Genomic DNA, 17152 nt, shown 5'->3' on the forward strand with positions numbered 1-17152 from the left:
CCTGCGTTGTTGGCTGTCGTTCTCCAAATTTAAGGAGCTTAAAATGGATAAAACAATTGTCCGTAATCTCTTTTCGAAAGATATCAACCGTTCCATTAACGGGGTTGTTGTCGTTGACGATAAGAAAGACGAGTCAATCAGGCAAGAGCTTAGCGAGTACGTGGTGACACGTGAGCTGCAGGGGCATTTTGCTACTCTTTTCAATGCTTATAGCGCTTCTTTAGATTCACCGACCAATAAGATGGGCGTGTGGGTCAGCGGTTTCTACGGATCCGGTAAATCGCATTTCCTTAAAATTGCGAGCTATTTGCTTGGGAACCTCAACGTTGATGGCAAGTGCGCTATCTCCTATTTTGACGGCAAGATTGCCGATCCCATGGTGTTTGCTTCAATGGAGCGCGCCTGTTCCATTCCTACGCAGACTCTTCTCTTTAATATCGACAGCAAAGCGGGCTCATGGAAGGGTGATAAGTCATCCGTTGCTGTTCTTTATGGATTTGAGCGTGTGTTTTACGAGGCCCGAGGTTTTTACGGCATTAAACCTAAGCTCGCTCAGCTTGAGGAGTACATTGACGAAATTGGCAAGACTCAAGAGTTTCGCGATGAATTCGAGCGTTTAACGGGCAAATCATGGGTCGATAATCGTAAAACCTACAGGTATAACAAAGCTTTTCGCGGGCTTCTTAAAGATACTTTGGGCATGAGCGACGATGAAATCAAAGCTTGGATTACTAGCCCTGATGACGAGCTTCTTCAACCCGATGAGTTCGCCCAAAAGGTTAAAGAATACGTTGATGCTCAAGCAGCCGCCAATGGTGGCGATTTTCGCCTTGTTTTCATGGTTGATGAGGTTGGACAGTTTATTGCTAACGACAACGGCTCGGATCGCTTGCTAAGTCTTCAGACGGTGGTCGAGGAGCTGGGATCGGTTTGCGGCGGTCGCGTTTGGGTAATGGTTTCGAGTCAAGAGGACATTTACAATCTCGGTCTCCCGGGCGGGATTGATACGGGCAAGTTCTCCAAGATTTTAGGTCGTTTCGACACCCGCCTTTCGCTCTCCAGCTCCAGCGTGGACGAGGTCATCCAGCGCCGTGTGCTCGAGAAGACCGCGCCGGCGGCCGATATGCTTGCACAGGTCTACGAGCAAGACGCGGCCGTGCTCAAAAACAATTTTACCTTTGAGGGCGGCTCGCGCTCCGACCTTGCCGGCTACGCCAACTCCAAGGATTTTGTGGCCAGCTACCCGTTTGTGGGCTACCAGTTTAAGCTCCTGCCCGATGTGATGACCGAGGTGCGCAAGCACGGTGTCAAGGCCAAGCACATGTCCACGGGCGAGCGTTCCATGCTGAGCGCGTTCCAGGAGAGTGCCCAGGCCATCCAGCATGAGCAGACTGGCGCGCTCGTGCCGTTCTGGCGCTTCTTCGACACTATCTCCAAAGACCTTGAGCACGGCATCAACCAGGTGGTCGACCGAGCGACCCGCGCGGCCGAGGACGCAAAGGGCCTTGAACCCTACGATGTTCAGGTGCTCAAGCTCCTGTACCTGATTCGTTACATCGGCTACGTCAAGGCCACGGTCGAGAACATCTCCATCTTCATGATTGACGGCCTCGACGTGGACAAACGCGCCCTTAAGGACCGCGTCAAGGAGTCCCTTACCCGCCTGGAGCGCGAGAACTACGTGGCGCGCCAGGGCGATACCTATAGCTTCCTCACCGACGAGGAGCAGGAGATAGCACAGGAGATCGCACGCACCCCGATCGATAACGCGCAGGTGATCGAGTCTATCAAAAAGCGCCTGTTCGACAGCATCTATACCGCGCGCAAGCTCAACCGCGGGGCCAACGACTTCCCGTTTGACCGCTATGTGGACGGCTCAATCCACGGTGGCAGCATGGGCGGCATGGAGCTTTACGTGGCGACTATGGCGAGCGACCTGGGCCGTGCGGACGATACTGAGCTGGCCTTGGCTTCTTCGGGCAAGGCCATCGTGGCCTTGAGCGACGAGGCGGATTATTGGGAGACGCTCGTCAACGCCGCCAAGATCCGCAAGTACGCCAAGACGCGAAATCTCCAGGAGCTTAAACCGAGTACGCGCCAGATCGTCGAGTCCAAGATGCGCGAGGCAGCCCATAACGAGAAAGAGGCCGATGCCCTTTTGAGCGAGGCCGTGCTCCATGCACGTTGCGCGGTCAACGGCCGCACGGTTGAGGTCCGCGCGGCCAAACCCGCCCAGGTCTTTGAACAGGTGCTGGCGCAACTGTGCGATGCGGTCTTTGAAAAGGCCGACTACATCGGCGCGCCGGTCACGAGCGATTCCGATATCCGCTCCACTCTGGCGGGCAACGTTCAAGCGGGGCTTGCCAGCATGGACGCGGGTAACACGCGTGCGCTCAAGGAGGTCGAGGACTTCCTCAAAGTGCAGCATCAGCGCCACCTGGATACCGCTATGGGCGATATCCAGCGCCAGTACCAGCAAAGGCCCTTTGGCTGGCGCGAGGTCGACATCGCAAATGTGGTGGCGCAGCTTGTGGTGGAGCAGCGCGCGCAGGTGCTGTTTGGCGGTCGGACGGTTCAAGCTAACGACAGCCGCATGGTGGCACTCCTGCGCAAGGATGCCGATAAGGCCCAGGTGCGCTTGCGTATGCGCATGAGCGACCGGTTGCTGCAGGCCACGGGCGAGCTCATGTGTGACCTGTTTGATCTCAAGACCGTGCCCTCCAACGAGGATAAACTCGTGGCTGAGCTCAAAGAACGTCTCGAGGACTTGCGTGAGGCGTGCCTCGTCATAGCACGCGACTACTACACGGGCATCAAGCCAGCCTACCCGTATCCCGGTGAGGACGAGTGCGAGAAGATGCGCTCGGAGGTGGCCGACGTCCTTAAGGACCAGAATGAGGCCGAGGCGTTCTTGACCACGTTCACCAAGCACGAAGACCGCTTGCTCGATGCCAAGGAAGACTTTGACAGGGTAACTGAGTTCTTCGATTCCAACCAGCGCACGGCGTTTGATCACGCCAAGGATTTCTTGAACCGCACCGAGGGTATCGAGTATGCCTCCGATGACATTCCCGGCGCGGTGGACAATGTAGCTAAGGTGCGTGAGATCCTCAGGGATCCCAAGCCCTACGGTCGCATTAAAGACCTGCAGCCGCTTATGGATCCCGTCGAGGACGACATGAAAAAGCTGTTGGGCATCCGCCGCAATGAGTTTTTGCGTCGCATCGAGAGCGATCTCCAAGACCTTCAGACACAGGCCGAGAGCCAAAAGGGCTTTGTCAAGCAAGCAAAGGATGCCATAGCAGACGCCGGCACCAAATATGAGTCGTTCAAAAACCGTGCCCACAGTGCTCAAAGCCTCAACGAGCTGAGCGTTGCCGCGACTAACTGGGGCAACTGGCTTAGCGCGGCAACCAACGGGATGTACGACGCTGTGGATGCGGCCCGCATGCGCATGGACAACGAGCGCCGCGCCACCGAGGTCACGAGTACGGGTGAAGTGGTCAAGAAGATCACTAACAAGGGCGCTGAGTCGTCAGTGCCCGCGCCCACCCCCGTGCCCCAGCGCAAGATCAAGACCGTGCGCCGCGCCGATCTGGCCAAGCCGAGTCGTCTCTTGTCCGCAGGGGACGTGGAGCGCTACGTGGACGACCTGCGCTCTCGCCTTATGCAGGAGCTCGCTGCAAACGACGAGATCCGTATCAACTAACCCGCGGAGCCACCGGTGCCAAAGCGCGCACCGGTGGCTTATGGCGTTTAGAAAGGCTCATCAACCATGAACGATTCTGCTCTTAAGAGCTTCTGCACCTGGGCCCGTACAGAGCTCATCAAAGGCGTGGAGGCACAGATGGTGCGCTACGGCATCACCGAACCTGCACCCGCGCCCGTTGGGTCCGAGACCGTCAACGGCCTGCCCCTAAGTCCGGCTGAGATTGAGCAACGCGACGAACTGCTGCGCATGCAGGCAGAGGTGGGTCACGAGGCGCTGCGCGACCGTGCGGCCTACACCTGGTTCAATCGCATCGTGGCTATTCGCTTTATGGATGCACGCGGATGGCTTCCCAGCCGTATGCGCATGCTGAGTCGTGCGGACGGCAGCCATGGCAGCGAGGCCGTGGAGAACGCACTGGACGTAGAGATAGCGACGGCCGATACCGATCGCATAGCCGAGCTCAAGATGGTGGGCTTGGATGAACCACTGTGGCGCTACCTGTTTGTTGCTCAGTGCGAGGAGCTTTCCGATTGCCTGCCGGGCGTCTTTGAGCGCGTGGGCGGAGCCATGGAGCTGCTGTTGCCCCAGGGCCTCATGATGTCCGACGGCGTGGTGGGCAAACTCAACACCATCCTCGCTGACGAGGACTGGCGCAAGGGCGTGACCGTTCTGGGCTGGATGTATCAGTACTACAACGCTGACGTCAAAGACGAGTTCTTCAAGGCAAAACGCAAAGCAGCGGCGGCGGACATCGCGCCCGCCACGCAGCTCTTCACCCCCGAGTGGATCGTACGCTATATGGTCGAGAACTCGCTCGGCCGTCTGTGGATGCTCAACAATCCGGGGAGTTCGTTACGCGAGCGCATGGAGTATTACATCGAGCCCGATGCTGAGCACGAGGACTTCATCCGCATTTCGAGTCCCGAGGAGATAACCCTCTGCGACCCCGCATGCGGCTCGGGCCATATCTTGGTCTATGCGTTTGAGCTGCTCTTCCATATGTACGAGGAGCGCGGCTATCGTGAGCGCGAGATTCCCGAGCTCATTCTTACTAAAAACCTTGCAGGTATGGAAATCGATTCCCGCGCGGCACAGATCGCGGAGCTGGCGCTTGCTATGTGCGCCCGCGAGCACGACCGTCGCTTCTTTAGGCGTGGCGTTCGCGCCGACGTTACCGTGCTCTCGAGTATCCCGCTGGGGGAGGACGAGCTGCCGGGTAACAAGAAGCTCGCCGAGGAGCTGAGTCATTTGAGCGAGATTGGTTCGCTGCTCAATCCTTCAGAGGACGAGATCGACGAGCTCAAGGCTGCCGCCGCGAGTTGTTCCGATGACCTTTTTGCCGCTACGACCAATACAAAGCTCGAAAGCGCTGCCGTCATCTGTGAAAAGCTGTCCCGTCGTTTTACCTGCACCGTTGCGAATCCTCCGTATATGGGCAGCAGCAGCTTTAATCCATTCATGAGCAAGTGGGTCAAGAGAAATTATCCCGACGTGAAGAGCGACCTGTTCTCTTCGTTCATCGTGCGCATTATGGACTTTGCTGGCGAGCACGGCGAAGTCGGAATGATGACTCCATTTGTTTGGATGTTTATCGGTAGCTACGAGAAGCTTCGAAATAGGCTTATCGATGACAAGACCCTAACCACGCTCATTCAGCTCGAGTATTCTGGCTTTGCAGGGGCAACCGTGCCCATCTGCACGTTTACCTATCACAACTCGCATATCGATGGTTATAAAGGCGGATACGTTCGTCTTGCCGATTTTACTGGCCCCGCGGTTCAGGCTCCCAAGGCGCTAGAGGCCATCCAGAACCCCGACTGTGGTTGGTTCTACCGTCGCGACGCCGACACCTTCAAACAAATCCCCGGCACCCCCATAGCCTACTGGGCCAGCGATGCCCTTCTGGATGCGTTTACGAATAAGGAAAAGCTTGGCTTGTTTGCCAAGCCGCAGGTCGGTTTGCAGACAAGTGATAACGATCGTTTTTTGCGCTATTGGTTTGAATGCTCTCTTGGGGACATGAGCGTCGCTTGTAACTCTGCTGAATCCAGTTTGAGCCTAGATGCAAAATGGTATCCGCACAATAAGGGTGGTTCCTTTAGGAAATGGTATGGCAACAGGGATCACGTTATTGAATATGCCAAGAATGGCCGCTCTCTTTCCGCGGCACCTGGCGCATCCAGGATAAAGGATTCAATTGCCTTCTTATCGTGCATCACGTATTCAAGAATTACGTCTGGGCAGATTGCATTTAGAATGCAGCCTTCCGGGTCTTTGTTTGACTCTGCGGCCGTGGCTATGTTTCCTCCTGTCTGCGATATGAAGTACTTGCTTGGGTTGCTTAACTCATCCGTTATTGCAACGGCAACGTCCTTCCTTGTTCCCACGCTAAACGCCCAACCCGGTGATATCGCCAAGCTTCCCATCGCTATTGAGCCTGCTGAGCATGGGACGGTTGATGGTTTGGTGGATTATTGTCTGGGCATTTCAAGGCTAGATTGCGACTCGTTTGAAACCTCTTGGGATTTCAAACGTCATCCGCTGTTGTAGGTGAGCGTTGTGGCTAAATCCTACAAACTTGTCGAAGAGACGAAACGAACTACAGCGGAGTGTGCTGAAAAGTGGAATGCCGATAAACGAGATGTTTCCGCCTGGTGTAGGGCTGATTTGATTTCTGGTGCGGTAAAAGAAACCTCCTTCCCATTCAGGTGGATCATCCCCTGTGATGCGAAGCGTCCTATAGATGCATACATCATTAGGGAGCTGCTGTGGCAGATTATCGAGCTTGAAAACAAGCGTATTTCCGAAATCGACGTTTCTGCTTGGGGTATTCCGGCAGTCGATGTTGCTGGGTGCATTCAGTCGTTGAAAGATGCCGATTATTTGGCGTTTTCACAAGAAAGCGTTGGCTTACAAATAACGAAAAAGGGCCTTGCTTTGATTGGCCGCGGTCAGCATGACAAGGCTTTAAAAGAGACGCCTACGGCGCTGAAGTGGACTGCCGATGCCGTGGGTATTATTGCCGGAAGCGCAATAGATCAAATTATCCAAAGATAAGCTGCTTCCGCAAGGAGGCTGTAGTTTCGAAAGGTAATAACCATGTCTAATTGTTGTATTTATGAACCTCAAAATTACGACCGACAGGCGGTTGATCGTTTTCTGCGTGGTGAGACTAGAGAAATATGCATTGAGCTGAAGTGCGTTGATCAGGAAAAGTCGGAGGACTTTGCGATTATGGATGCGATTTTGCAGCTCGATTTAATAAAGTGTAGGGAGCCACACATGTGTGACGTTCCCGCTCATGGTACCCCCTATTTTGATCCATCTGGTTTGGCGACGCTTTCATTTTTGATTACCGAGAATACAGTCGGTCCGCAGGATTATCACGCGATTTGTCGCTGTGGGAACGCTCGCGATCTGTTGGGGGGATCTCGATTGCTCCTTGTAATTTCGGAAGGGAGCGAATCTCGAGAAAGCGCATTTGAGTTTAGTCCAGCATTGGGAGTGTTTGGCAAATACGTGTGGCATGAAGTCGATTTGAAAGCTTCCATTGGATAGGAGAGCGATTTCATATCGCGCAATTAAGACGAATCAGCTGCTTTCGAGCGAGAGATGCACCGGCATCGCGCTGTGCATGGGGCTGAGCTTCGAGCCTGATTCCTTCACGGCGACCGATTAATTGAAAGACCATGGGAAACGGAAGGCGGCACAATGACAACGCTTTTGGCCGATAAATACGAAGCCCGCAAGGCCGAGGTCAATGCTCGCTTTGAGCAGCTTCGCGCTAACGAGGAAGAGCTCAACCGAATCTTTGCCAAGATCTACAACATGGAGGGGGAGGTGCCCATCGAGGTCGAGGATAAGTACGTCTCGGTGGCGTGCATCTTCGACACTGCTGACGAGATTCCCGAGAGCTATAAGGGCAACAAATACGTGCGCACCAAGCGCGACGAGATTACCTCGCTCATAAGCTATGCCGTGGGTTGCATGTTTGGCCGCTACTCGCTGGACGTGGATGGCTTGGTCCTGGCCGATCAGGGTGCCACGGTCGACGACTATCGGGCCAAGATGCCCGATCCCGCGCATGTGACCTTTATGCCCGATGCCGACAACGTGCTGCCCATTACCGACGACGAGTACTTTGACGACGACATCGTGCGCTACTTTATCGACTTTGTGCGCACCGTGTACGGCGAGGAGACGCTCGAGCAGAACCTGGCCTTTATTGCCGAGGCGCTCGGCGGCAAGGGCACCTCGCGCGAGGTCATCCGCACCTACTTTTTGAAGGACTTCTTTAAGGACCACTGCCAGACCTATAAGAAGCGCCCCATCTACTGGCTGTTCGACAGCGGCAAAAAGAACGGCTTCAAGTGCCTTGTTTACATGCATCGCTATCAGCCCGACCTGTTGGCTCGCATCCGAACCGACTATGTGCATGAGCAGCAGGAGCGCTATCGCTCGCAGATCGGCTATGCCAACGATGCCCTTGCCAGTGCTGAGCGTGGTGAGCGCGTGCGCTTGGATAAGCGTGTCAAAAAGCTCAATGACCAGCTTAAAGAGACCATCGGCTACGAGGAGAAGTTGCACCACTTGGCAGACCAGATGATTAAGATCGACCTGGATGACGGCGTCAAGGTCAACTACGCCAAGTTTCAGGATGTACTGGCAAAGATCAAGTAACTGCAGATACGGTAAGGATATTCATGCCCAAGATCGATGTAGAAGAACAGCTTAAGCTGCGGTTTTTGCAGCCGTTGTCCGCATGCATGCCCCGTCGTGTGGTGGTTTGGCACGATGCGGACGGCGAGTTTGCCCCTGAGTTTGAGCGATTGGCCGCCGAGGGTTTCGACGGCGCGGGGGCCGATGACAGCGTCATGCCCGCTCACGGGGACTTTGAGCGCCCGGTGCGGTTTGTTGAGGCTTGCGAGGGCCGCATGTTTGCGGTCAAGAAACTTATCAACCGCGATGACCTTGCGAGCGATATCTTGTTGTATCGTCGTTGCCCGCGCGGCAGGCTTGAGGGCGATTGGCTTGCCGATGTCGAGCTGTATGCCGATCAGTTCCAGGCTGACTATCTTTCGCTTTTGGCCGATCAGTTGGGTATCGAGAATATCGATGCCGTGCGCGAGAGTCTGCGCGAGCACAAGACGTTCTTTGATGCCAAGACCCGCTGCGCTAAGTTTGCCGCGTGTGTTCCGCATGCCGCGGGCGTATCCGATATCGAACTCGGCATTCTTACGGTGATATTTGGCGGTAAAGAGCTTGGCGACGCGCGACCCGCGTTTGTGCTGCGCGGCTGTATGACCACGCTGCTGCACGAGGGTCCCGAGGCGCTGGCCGAGTTGATGGGCAAGTACTGCGTGCGCGATGTGCTCTCTGCCTTTATGCTTCGCTGCTATGGATTTGAGGGGCCGCTGTATGAGCGCGACTCATTGCTTATGCTTTCATCCCATGTGCTCCTTACAGCGGCGTCTACCGCGCTTCCCGAGGGAGCGCTCAAGGGACTCGAAAGCTATGTGGCTCCCGCCTACGGCCCCTATTGCCTTGAGGCGGTGCGCACGTGGGACCAGGCCGCCGATACCCAGGCATCGAGCGAGGACCTATTTGAGATCTGTCGTTTGGTGGAGGATGCCCGCGGACTCTTTGTGCGGTTTGGGGCTCTGCCGATCGATGTGCTGGCCTCGCTTGATGTGTTCCCGTGCGTCAATGAGGCTGTGCTCTCGCAGTTGTTCAGCTCGTTTGCCCAGGGTGCAGACCGTGTTGAGGACGCACGCGCCTTTGCGGCGCATCGCTGCGACCTAAGCTGGTGCCGCCGTGTCGAGAGCTACTTTGGCTTGCTTGCCGCTGTGGCCGACATGTGCGCATTTAGGCAGGCACATGCGGGCGGGTTCCATCTGGCGCAACCCCAGCGGGTGTGGGATGCCTATACGTCCGATTGGTATTCCATGGATGCTGCCTATCGCCATATGTGCACCGCGTATTTGCGGACGCGCTCTGTCGAGTGCGATGTGCTCGAGGAGCCTGCCCGAGCCGTGGTGGACTGGGCGGAGAATCTCTACAGCAACTGGTTTTTGGCCGATGCCAATGCCTGCTGGACATCCGCTGCGCAAGGGGAGTGGGCCGATTGCGGCTACATCGATGGCCCTGCACGGCAGGATGAATTCTACTGGCATGTGCTGCCCACCTTTGTGGGGTCTGCCAAAACGACGGTCGTTATCGTAAGCGACGCGCTGCGCTATGAGGTGGCCCGTGATGTCGCGGCGCTTCTCGAGCGCGAGCGCGGCGGCAACGTCAGGGTTTCTAGCATGCAGGCGGTCTTTCCCTCCATCACCGAGGTGGGCATGCCCGCGCTGCTGCCGCACCAAGCGCTTGAACTTGCAGCGGATGGCTCGTTTGTGTTGGCTGACGGCATGCCCACTGCGACGACTCCGCAGCGCGAGGCCGTACTTACCCACGTTGAGCCCACGGCCCGCGCTTTGCGCTCGAGCGCATACCTCAACATGGCGGGAACCGAGCGCAAAGCGCTGCTCAAAGATTCCAAGCTCGTTTATCTCTACCACAACAAGATCGATGCCACGGGCGAGAAGGCCGCTACGCAGGATGACGTTTTCGATGCCTGCGCGGACACCGTGGAGGAACTTGCCGCGTTGGCGCGCCGCGTGTGCACTGACGCCCCGGGCGCGCGTGTTGTTATAACGGCGGATCACGGCTTTATCTACACGCGTCGTGAGCTCAACGAGTGCCAGATGCTCGGCAAGCCAGACCTTCCCTTCCTTGACGCTCCTGTCATGCACGGCAAGCGTCATCTGGTGGTGCCCAACGAGGCCGTGGTCAAGTTTTCGGAAGAGGCATGCGAGGTGTTTGTTAATGTTGACATGGGACGTTTGGGCGCCGGTTTTGAGGGGTTTGCCCCGCGCGAGAACGTACACTTCAAGCGTCCCGGCGGCACTAACAACTACGTCCACGGCGGCATGAGCCTGCAGGAGCTCTGCGTGCCCGTTATCGGATTTTGGCGTGCGCGCTCGGGTTCCAAGGACTTTGTCGATACGCGCGCAGCGACGCTGCGCGTGCTAAGTGAGGGACGTCGAGTGACCAACTCGCTCTTCTCGGTCAACTTGATCCAGGAAGAACCCGCCCAAGGCAAGGTTTTGCCGTGTGAGTACGAGCTGGTGTTTACCGACGCAAGCGGCAACGAGGTGAGCGATACGGTCAAGGCGCATGCCAACAAGACTTCTGCTAACTCGCAGGAGCGCGTGGTGCATGCCAAGTTTGCGCTGCGTGCAGCGGATGGATTCTCGGCCAAGGGTCCGTACTATCTGGTCTGCCGCGAGCGCGAAACGGGCAAGATCGTTTGGCGCGAGACGTACGCCATCGCTGTTTCGTTTGCCCCTGTTGCTGACTTTGGTTTTTAGGAGTGTGCCCTATGTTTGATAGCAATGACGACGATCTGTGGGAAGTTCCCTCGATTGATGTGAATGCGCCGGTGCAGGCTGCGGTGTCTGCGGAGGAGGCCATGCCCGCCCCGGAGGCTGAGACTGCTGCAGAGGCCGTGGCTGCCGCGCCTGCCCCGGAGCCGACGGTGGCCGCGGTACCCGATGAGGTTGCGGCGCCCGCCGAGGACGAGTCCTCGACCGATGGCTATGCCCAGGCCGTGGCCGACGCTCCCGAGGACGACGGTTACGACATGGATGTACTGGACGGTAAGCTGCTCGAGCACTTTGGCGGCAAGATCGTGCGTAAGGACCTCACGGCCCTTATGAAGCGTGGCGCCAACGTGCCTACCTTTGTGCTGGAGTACCTGCTGGGCATGTACTGCTCAACCGACGACGAGGATGCCGTGGCGGAGGGTCTGCAGCGCATCCGCAAGATTCTCACCGATAACTACGTGCGTCCCGACGAGTCCGAGCGCATTAAGTCCAAGATCCGCGAGCTGGGTCGCTTTACCATCATCGATAAGGTGACGGCCAAGCTCGACGAGTACAAAGACATCTACGTGGCGTCGTTTGCCAACCTGACCATTGAGCCGTTTGTGATGCCGGCCGAGTACGTGCGCGACTATTCCAAGATTCTTCAGGGTGGTATTTGGTGCATTATGAGCATCGAGTATCGTCGTCCCATGGAAGAGGAAGACGAGTTTGGCATGGAAGTCTTTGGCGACGATGCGCCGCGCCGCTCCAAGGCCAAGCGCAAAAAGCGCGGACCCGAGGACTCTCCGTTTAGCGTGGCGTCGCTCACGCCCATCCAGATGCCCAACCTGGACCTGGACGCAATGATCGAGGAGCGTCAGTATTTCTCGCGCGACGAGTGGCTCAACATGCTGCTGCGCTCTGCCGGCTATGAGCCCAGCGAGCTTTCGGAGAAGGAGCGCCTGCACTTTATCGAGCGCATGGTGCCGCTGATCGAGCGCAACTACAATCTGTGCGAGCTTGGTCCCCGTGGCACCGGCAAGAGCCATATCTACAAAGAGGTTTCGCCCTACGCCATTTTGCTCTCGGGCGGGCAGACCACCACGGCCAACCTGTTCGGCCGTATGAACTCCATGCGCGCCGATCGCGTGGGCTTGGTGGGCCATTGGGATTGCGTGACGTTCGACGAGGTCGCCGGCATGCGTTTTAAGGACACCAATGCCGTGCAGATCATGAAGGACTATATGGCGAGTGGCAGCTACGCGCGTGGCCGCGACCAGATCAACGCCGACGCCTCCATGGTCTTTGAGGGCAACATCAACGACACCGTGCAAAACGTCCTTAAGACCACGCACCTGTTTGATCCGTTCCCGCCGGAGTTTAACAACGATTCGGCCTTTTTCGACCGTATCCACTATTACCTGCCGGGCTGGGAGATTCCCAAGATGCGCTCGAGTCTGCTGACCGGGCATTACGGCTTAATCACCGACTGCCTATCGGAGTTTTGCAAGGAGATGCGCCGCAAGGACTTTACGCATCATATCGACCGCTACTTCCGCTTTAACAGCGACTTTAACAAGCGTGACGAGATCGCCGTGCGCAAGTCCTTTAGCGGCCTGGCCAAGCTGCTGTTCCCCGACGAGGCTATGGACAAGGACGACGTTCGCTGGCTGCTGGACTACGCCATCGAGGGCCGCCGCCGTGTAAAGGAACAGCTCAAGATTATGGCGGGCGTCGAGTTTATCGATGTCAACCTGGGCTATATGGATGCCGACAATCCGCAGGACGTGCACGTGGTGCGCGTGCCCGAGCAGTCCGAGGATACGTTGATTCCCGATGGCCCGCTGCTGTCCGGTCACGTGTTTGGCGTGGGCAGGTCGCAGGGCGGCGAGGTTGCCGTGTACAAGCTGGAGAACAAGGCCGTTGCCGGCGAGTGCAAGTTTAAGCACGAGGGCGTTGCCTTTAACAAGCCGGTACGCGATACGCTGGAGGCCGCGTTCGACAACTTTGTGAACCTGGCGAACCGTGTGGCGCCGGGCATGCACATTGGCTCAAAGGACTACCTGCTGTTCTATAACGACCTGCAGAGCAAGGGTCTGTCCGAAGAAGTCTCGCTTGCCGAGTTTGTGGGCCTGTGCTCCGCGGCGTGCAACCGCCCGGTGATGTCCGCGCTGGCGGTTCCGGGAATCTTGCGCATGTCGGGATCTATGGATGAGATCCGCGGGCTCGAGGACATCATGCGCGTGGCCAAAAACGCCGGCGCCAAGCGCGTGATATTGCCGCTGAGCGCCATCGCGGGCCTGCAGAGCGTTTCGTCCGAGATTATCTCGGGGTTGAGCCCGGTGTTCTACATGGATGGCGACCCGGTCGATGCTGCGAAGAAGGCGTTGGATCTATAGGGATGCGAGCGTGCGGGCTTGCGTGCGCGAGGCGTTTGATGCGCACGTGAGCCCGCGAGCATGGTGGCGCGCTGCGCGTGAGGAGGCCTTGCCATGGCGGAAGAACGTTCTGTTGGCGAGCTGCTCGATGAGCTGTTTGGCTTTGAGTCGGTAGCCAAGCGTCAGACGGCGCTTGAGCAGTACGATCGCGGGGAGTTATTGCGCAAGGCGCGCTCCCGCGAGCTACTGGCCGTGATCGGGGGCGTCGAGGCTGCCGAGCGTGCTGCGCGTGAGTCTGCCGTGCGGGCCGTTGACGGGTATGTACGCCGCGTTGAATTTGATTCTCTTGCGCGCGCTCGCAAGCAGGTAGGCGTTGTGGGCCCGTTGCAGATGGAGCGGCGCTACGCTGCCTTTTTGCGTATGGAGGACAAGGCCGAGCTGTTGGCCCGCTTGGAGCAGACGCTTGCGTTTATCGAGGTAAAGCTGCTTGCCAATACGGCGGACAGGGTTCGTGCGGCATACGATGCTGCGGGGGCTTTGGTGTTGCAGGGCGCGGCGCGTCTGAGCGACGTGCGCGTTGTGGATGCCGCACCCTTGGATGCCAATCTGCTATGCACGCAGTTGGAGCAACTGCGTTGTGCCGCCGACGCAACGGACCTTGCCGGCATGATCACGGCGACGTTTGAGTCCGAGCTGAGTGCGACCGGCCCGCAGGGTGTTGACGCGTTTGCGAGCGATGTGGCTGGCGATGTGGCGCTGGAGCGCGAGCTTACTAATGTGCGCGGTGCTGCGCAGCGAGCGCACTTGGCAGCCCAAGCGTATCGGGCCGAACGCGCTGCCCGCGTTGCAGGGAGCACGGTGGAGCCGGTATCGTTGCCGAAGTCTGCTTGCGTCGCGTGCGAGACGGGGTGCGATGCCGGAGAGCTTTCCGAGTTGCTCTCTCAGGTTAAGAAGTCGTTTGAGACTTATAGGTGCGTTGTTGCCGATGGCGGGTTGTTCCGTGCCTTTGGCACCGGTTCGCTGCATGGGATTTGCCGGGGTAGCAGTTATTTCGACTACGATGATCGGTTTGACGAAGACGTGTTGGTGGGCGAGTACGACGGTGCTACCAGGCACAATGTCCGGCGCGAGGTTGCGATTCCCGAGCTTGTGGACGAGGCTTCGGCCGACGGCGGCGACTCGCTCGAGGTTGCCGTGGCGCGCATGCGTGAGTTTAACGGACGGCGCTACGATGGGGTGCTGGATGAGGATCCTGCGCGCCATGTGAATGCGTTTTGGTATGGACTCAAAAAGCTCAGCCAGTACTGCGAGGCCGCCGTGCGCGTAGATGAGCGTGCTTGGGATTGCTTTATCGATAAGGTGCAGTTCGCCTACGATGAACCCGTGGGGCGCCTGGCCACGCAGATGGACGACAAGCAGGTTGCGGCTTTTGTTGCTGCCGTGGACGCGCTCGGTGCTAGTGAGTAGGGTCCTGGTCTGGTAGGAGGTTTCATCTTGAAGATCGACGTTGATGTAGATCAGCTGCGCGAGAGTCAGCTCGATCGTGCGGGGAGTGCGGCAGGCGTTGGCTTTCCCGCTGCCATGCTCGACGTGATGGATATCGAGGACGAGTCGCCCCAAGAGCTCCTAGCCCGAGCCGAACGCGAGGGTCTCGACCTCCGCGACTTTGCCGTCGACGATGACTAGGGTAGCTAATTTGAGACGGGGCGTCTGCACCCGCGGCTGCGCGAAGATGAACGATAAACCGTCGCAATGGAGTCTAATGAGCTCGCGACCGTTCTATTTTGACTGCCTGCTGGCTAAGTGAGTAGGCTTTATTGGAAATCCTGAGCACACGACAAATTTGCTTTAACAAACTCGCAGGTCACAGACTTGTGCTTTGGTGACGTGGTCGGCGATTCGGTAAAAGTCTACTCACTTAGTTTTGAGAGACGCTAATTGTCCGCAACGAGATCCTAGCCGGGGCGATTTATGCTCAAATATGGTCAATTCGGGACGGCTACCCCTAGCCACTACGACGCCAGCGTGGCGATGACGGCTTCGTCGCCGGCGTATATGAGGGTGTCGCCGTCGGGGATGATCGTCTGGCCTTCGCGCTTGAGCATCACCACGATAAACGGGTGCTTGCCCTGCGGCACGTCGCGCAGGCGCTGACCGGCCAGGCGACCGTGGGGCGTCACGGTGACCTCGCGCAGCGTAACCTCGGCACGCTCTTCGAACGTTGGGGCTGCCATCACCAGCAGATCGCCTTCCTGGATCACGGTGTCGCCATTGGGCAGTACCGGATGCGCCCCGTCGCGCAGCACCAGGACCACGAGCATGTCCGTCGCGCTGCCAATATCGGCGAGCGAGCGACCGACAAACGGATGGCCCGCACTCACCTTGAGCTTTACAAACGACATGCCGTCCTCGTCGCGGTAGTCGTTAAAGGTGCGGCGTACGTCGCCGGCCGCATCGATCATATCGAGTTTCTTCGCCACCGCCGGCAGTAGCGAACCCTGCACCACAATGCTCGATACGGCAATCACAAACACCAGGTCAAACAGGTCGTGACCACCGGGAACGCCGGCTACCACGGCAAAGAGGCTAAAGACGACCGAAGCCGCGCCGCGCAAGCCCGCCCAGCTTACGAGTGCAACCTGGCGAGGGTTCGTCTTAAAGGGCACCAGCAGCAGACCGACGGCGATGGGGCGGCTCGCAAAGAGCATAAACGCCATGAGCGCCAGGCCCGGCAGCAGCATCTGCGGCAGGCGCGCGGGCGTGACGAGCAGGCCCAGCAAAAAGAAGATGGTCATCTCGGCCATCTCGGTGAGGGTGTCAAAAAAGTGCGCCATCTCGACCTTGCCGGTGATGTCGCTCGCGCCCAGCACAATGCCGGCCAGGTACACGGCCAAAAAGCCGTTGCCGCCCAGATAGCTCGGCAATGCGTAGGCGACGATCGCCACGGCGAACAAAAAGATGGTCTGCGCGCCCTCGGCCGTTGCGTGCGCTCGTTCAATCAGGCGGCCCGCCGCCCAGCCGATGGCAAGGCCCAGGCCCGCGCCCAGGATAATCTGCTTGGCCAGCAGTGCGGGAATGTTGATGTCGCCGCCGGCTGCGAGTGTGGCGAGCACGGCGGTGAGCATGTAGGCGACGGGGTCGTTGGAGCCCGATTCGACCTCGAGCAGCGAGTCGGTGCCGCCCCTCAGCGAAAGGCTGTGCTCGCGCAGCACGCTAAAGACGACGGCCGCGTCGGTGGACGCCACGACCGATCCCAGCAGCAGGCCGCCGATCCAGTCGAAGCCCAGCACAAAGTGGGCGAACACGCCGGTGATGCCAGCAGTGATGACGACGCCGAGCGTGCTCAGCAATACCGCGGGCACGGCAACGGGTTTGGCACGGTCGATATTGGTGTTAAAGCCGCCGTAGAACATGATGAACAGCAACGCCGTGCTGCAGACGGTTTCGGTGAGCGCGTAGTCGCTAAATTCGATGTGCGCCGGCCCGTTGACGCCCAACAGCATGCCGAGCGCGATAAAGATGAGCAGGGTGGGGAAGGGGAGTTTTTTGCCGACGGGCTTGATGGTCAGGCACAGAATAATAACGAGGCCGATAAAGAGAAGGATCTGGTTCATGGATGGTGTCCGCTCCTGGGTGGTTGGCGTGGCACGGTCAGT

The 17152-nt window shown here is 58.0% G+C and carries 10 protein-coding genes; 9 read left to right on the forward strand and 1 reads right to left on the reverse strand.

Annotated features, from left to right (window positions below; all coding sequences use genetic code 11):
- Window positions 1–43 precede the first annotated feature (43 nt).
- From brxC to DW892_RS08495, 9 genes are all read left to right on the forward strand, one after another.
- Entirely contained in the window at window positions 44–3709 is a 3666-nt protein-coding gene (gene brxC, locus DW892_RS08460) for a BREX system P-loop protein BrxC (RefSeq protein WP_158567048.1), read from the forward strand.
- Window positions 3710–3775: 66 nt separating this feature from the next.
- The gene (gene pglX / locus DW892_RS08465; RefSeq protein WP_117766909.1) at window positions 3776–6262 is read left to right on the forward strand and encodes a BREX-1 system adenine-specific DNA-methyltransferase PglX; all 2487 of its coding nucleotides are present in this window, start codon (window positions 3776–3778) and stop codon (window positions 6260–6262) included.
- A 9-nt stretch (window positions 6263–6271) separates the two neighbouring features.
- Window positions 6272–6769: a hypothetical protein gene (locus DW892_RS10510; protein WP_187365014.1), complete on the forward strand. Its 498-nt coding sequence runs from the start codon at window positions 6272–6274 to the stop codon at window positions 6767–6769.
- A 42-nt stretch (window positions 6770–6811) separates the two neighbouring features.
- Complete coding sequence (locus DW892_RS10325) at window positions 6812–7270, forward strand: hypothetical protein (protein ID WP_147346272.1); 459 nt, start codon at window positions 6812–6814, stop codon at window positions 7268–7270.
- A 153-nt stretch (window positions 7271–7423) separates the two neighbouring features.
- Entirely contained in the window at window positions 7424–8392 is a 969-nt protein-coding gene (locus DW892_RS08475) for a hypothetical protein (RefSeq protein WP_117766911.1), read from the forward strand.
- A gap of 23 nt (window positions 8393–8415) precedes the next feature.
- On the forward strand, window positions 8416–11124 hold the full coding sequence (gene pglZ, locus DW892_RS08480) for a BREX-1 system phosphatase PglZ type A (protein ID WP_117766913.1): 2709 nt from the start codon (window positions 8416–8418) through the stop codon (window positions 11122–11124).
- Window positions 11125–11135: 11 nt separating this feature from the next.
- Complete coding sequence (brxL, locus tag DW892_RS08485) at window positions 11136–13517, forward strand: protease Lon-related BREX system protein BrxL (RefSeq protein ID WP_187365015.1); 2382 nt, start codon at window positions 11136–11138, stop codon at window positions 13515–13517.
- Between the two features lie 93 nt (window positions 13518–13610).
- The gene (locus tag DW892_RS08490) at window positions 13611–14963 is read left to right on the forward strand and encodes a hypothetical protein (RefSeq protein WP_117639679.1); all 1353 of its coding nucleotides are present in this window, start codon (window positions 13611–13613) and stop codon (window positions 14961–14963) included.
- 27 nt (window positions 14964–14990) lie between these two features.
- A complete protein-coding gene (locus tag DW892_RS08495; RefSeq protein WP_117583757.1) occupies window positions 14991–15182 on the forward strand; it encodes a hypothetical protein in 192 nt (63 codons plus the stop codon).
- A gap of 326 nt (window positions 15183–15508) precedes the next feature.
- On the opposite strand, the gene DW892_RS08500 is transcribed toward DW892_RS08495, so the two are convergent.
- Window positions 15509–17110 carry a potassium/proton antiporter gene (locus tag DW892_RS08500; protein WP_117766915.1) on the reverse strand — a complete coding sequence of 534 codons (1602 nt, stop codon included), beginning with the start codon at window positions 17108–17110 and terminating at the stop codon, window positions 15509–15511.
- Between the last annotated feature and the right edge of the window lie 42 nt (window positions 17111–17152).

It is taken from the genome of Collinsella sp. AM40-7AC (assembly GCF_003468125.1).
Lineage (GTDB): Bacteria > Actinomycetota > Coriobacteriia > Coriobacteriales > Coriobacteriaceae > Collinsella > Collinsella aerofaciens_O.

Bases quoted from the DNA above. Each gene is read 5' to 3' on its own strand.
- brxL (WP_187365015.1), top strand. From the start codon at position 11,136: ATGTTTGATAGCAATGACGACGATCTGTGGGAAGTTCCCTCGATTGAT.
- pglZ (WP_117766913.1), top strand. From the start codon at position 8,416: ATGCCCAAGATCGATGTAGAAGAACAGCTTAAGCTGCGGTTTTTGCAG.
- DW892_RS08475 (WP_117766911.1), top strand. From the start codon at position 7,424: ATGACAACGCTTTTGGCCGATAAATACGAAGCCCGCAAGGCCGAGGTC.
- DW892_RS08490 (WP_117639679.1), top strand. From the start codon at position 13,611: ATGGCGGAAGAACGTTCTGTTGGCGAGCTGCTCGATGAGCTGTTTGGC.
- pglX (WP_117766909.1), top strand. From the start codon at position 3,776: ATGAACGATTCTGCTCTTAAGAGCTTCTGCACCTGGGCCCGTACAGAG.
- DW892_RS08500 (WP_117766915.1), bottom strand. From the start codon at position 17,110: ATGAACCAGATCCTTCTCTTTATCGGCCTCGTTATTATTCTGTGCCTG.
- DW892_RS10325 (WP_147346272.1), top strand. From the start codon at position 6,812: ATGTCTAATTGTTGTATTTATGAACCTCAAAATTACGACCGACAGGCG.
- brxC (WP_158567048.1), top strand. From the start codon at position 44: ATGGATAAAACAATTGTCCGTAATCTCTTTTCGAAAGATATCAACCGT.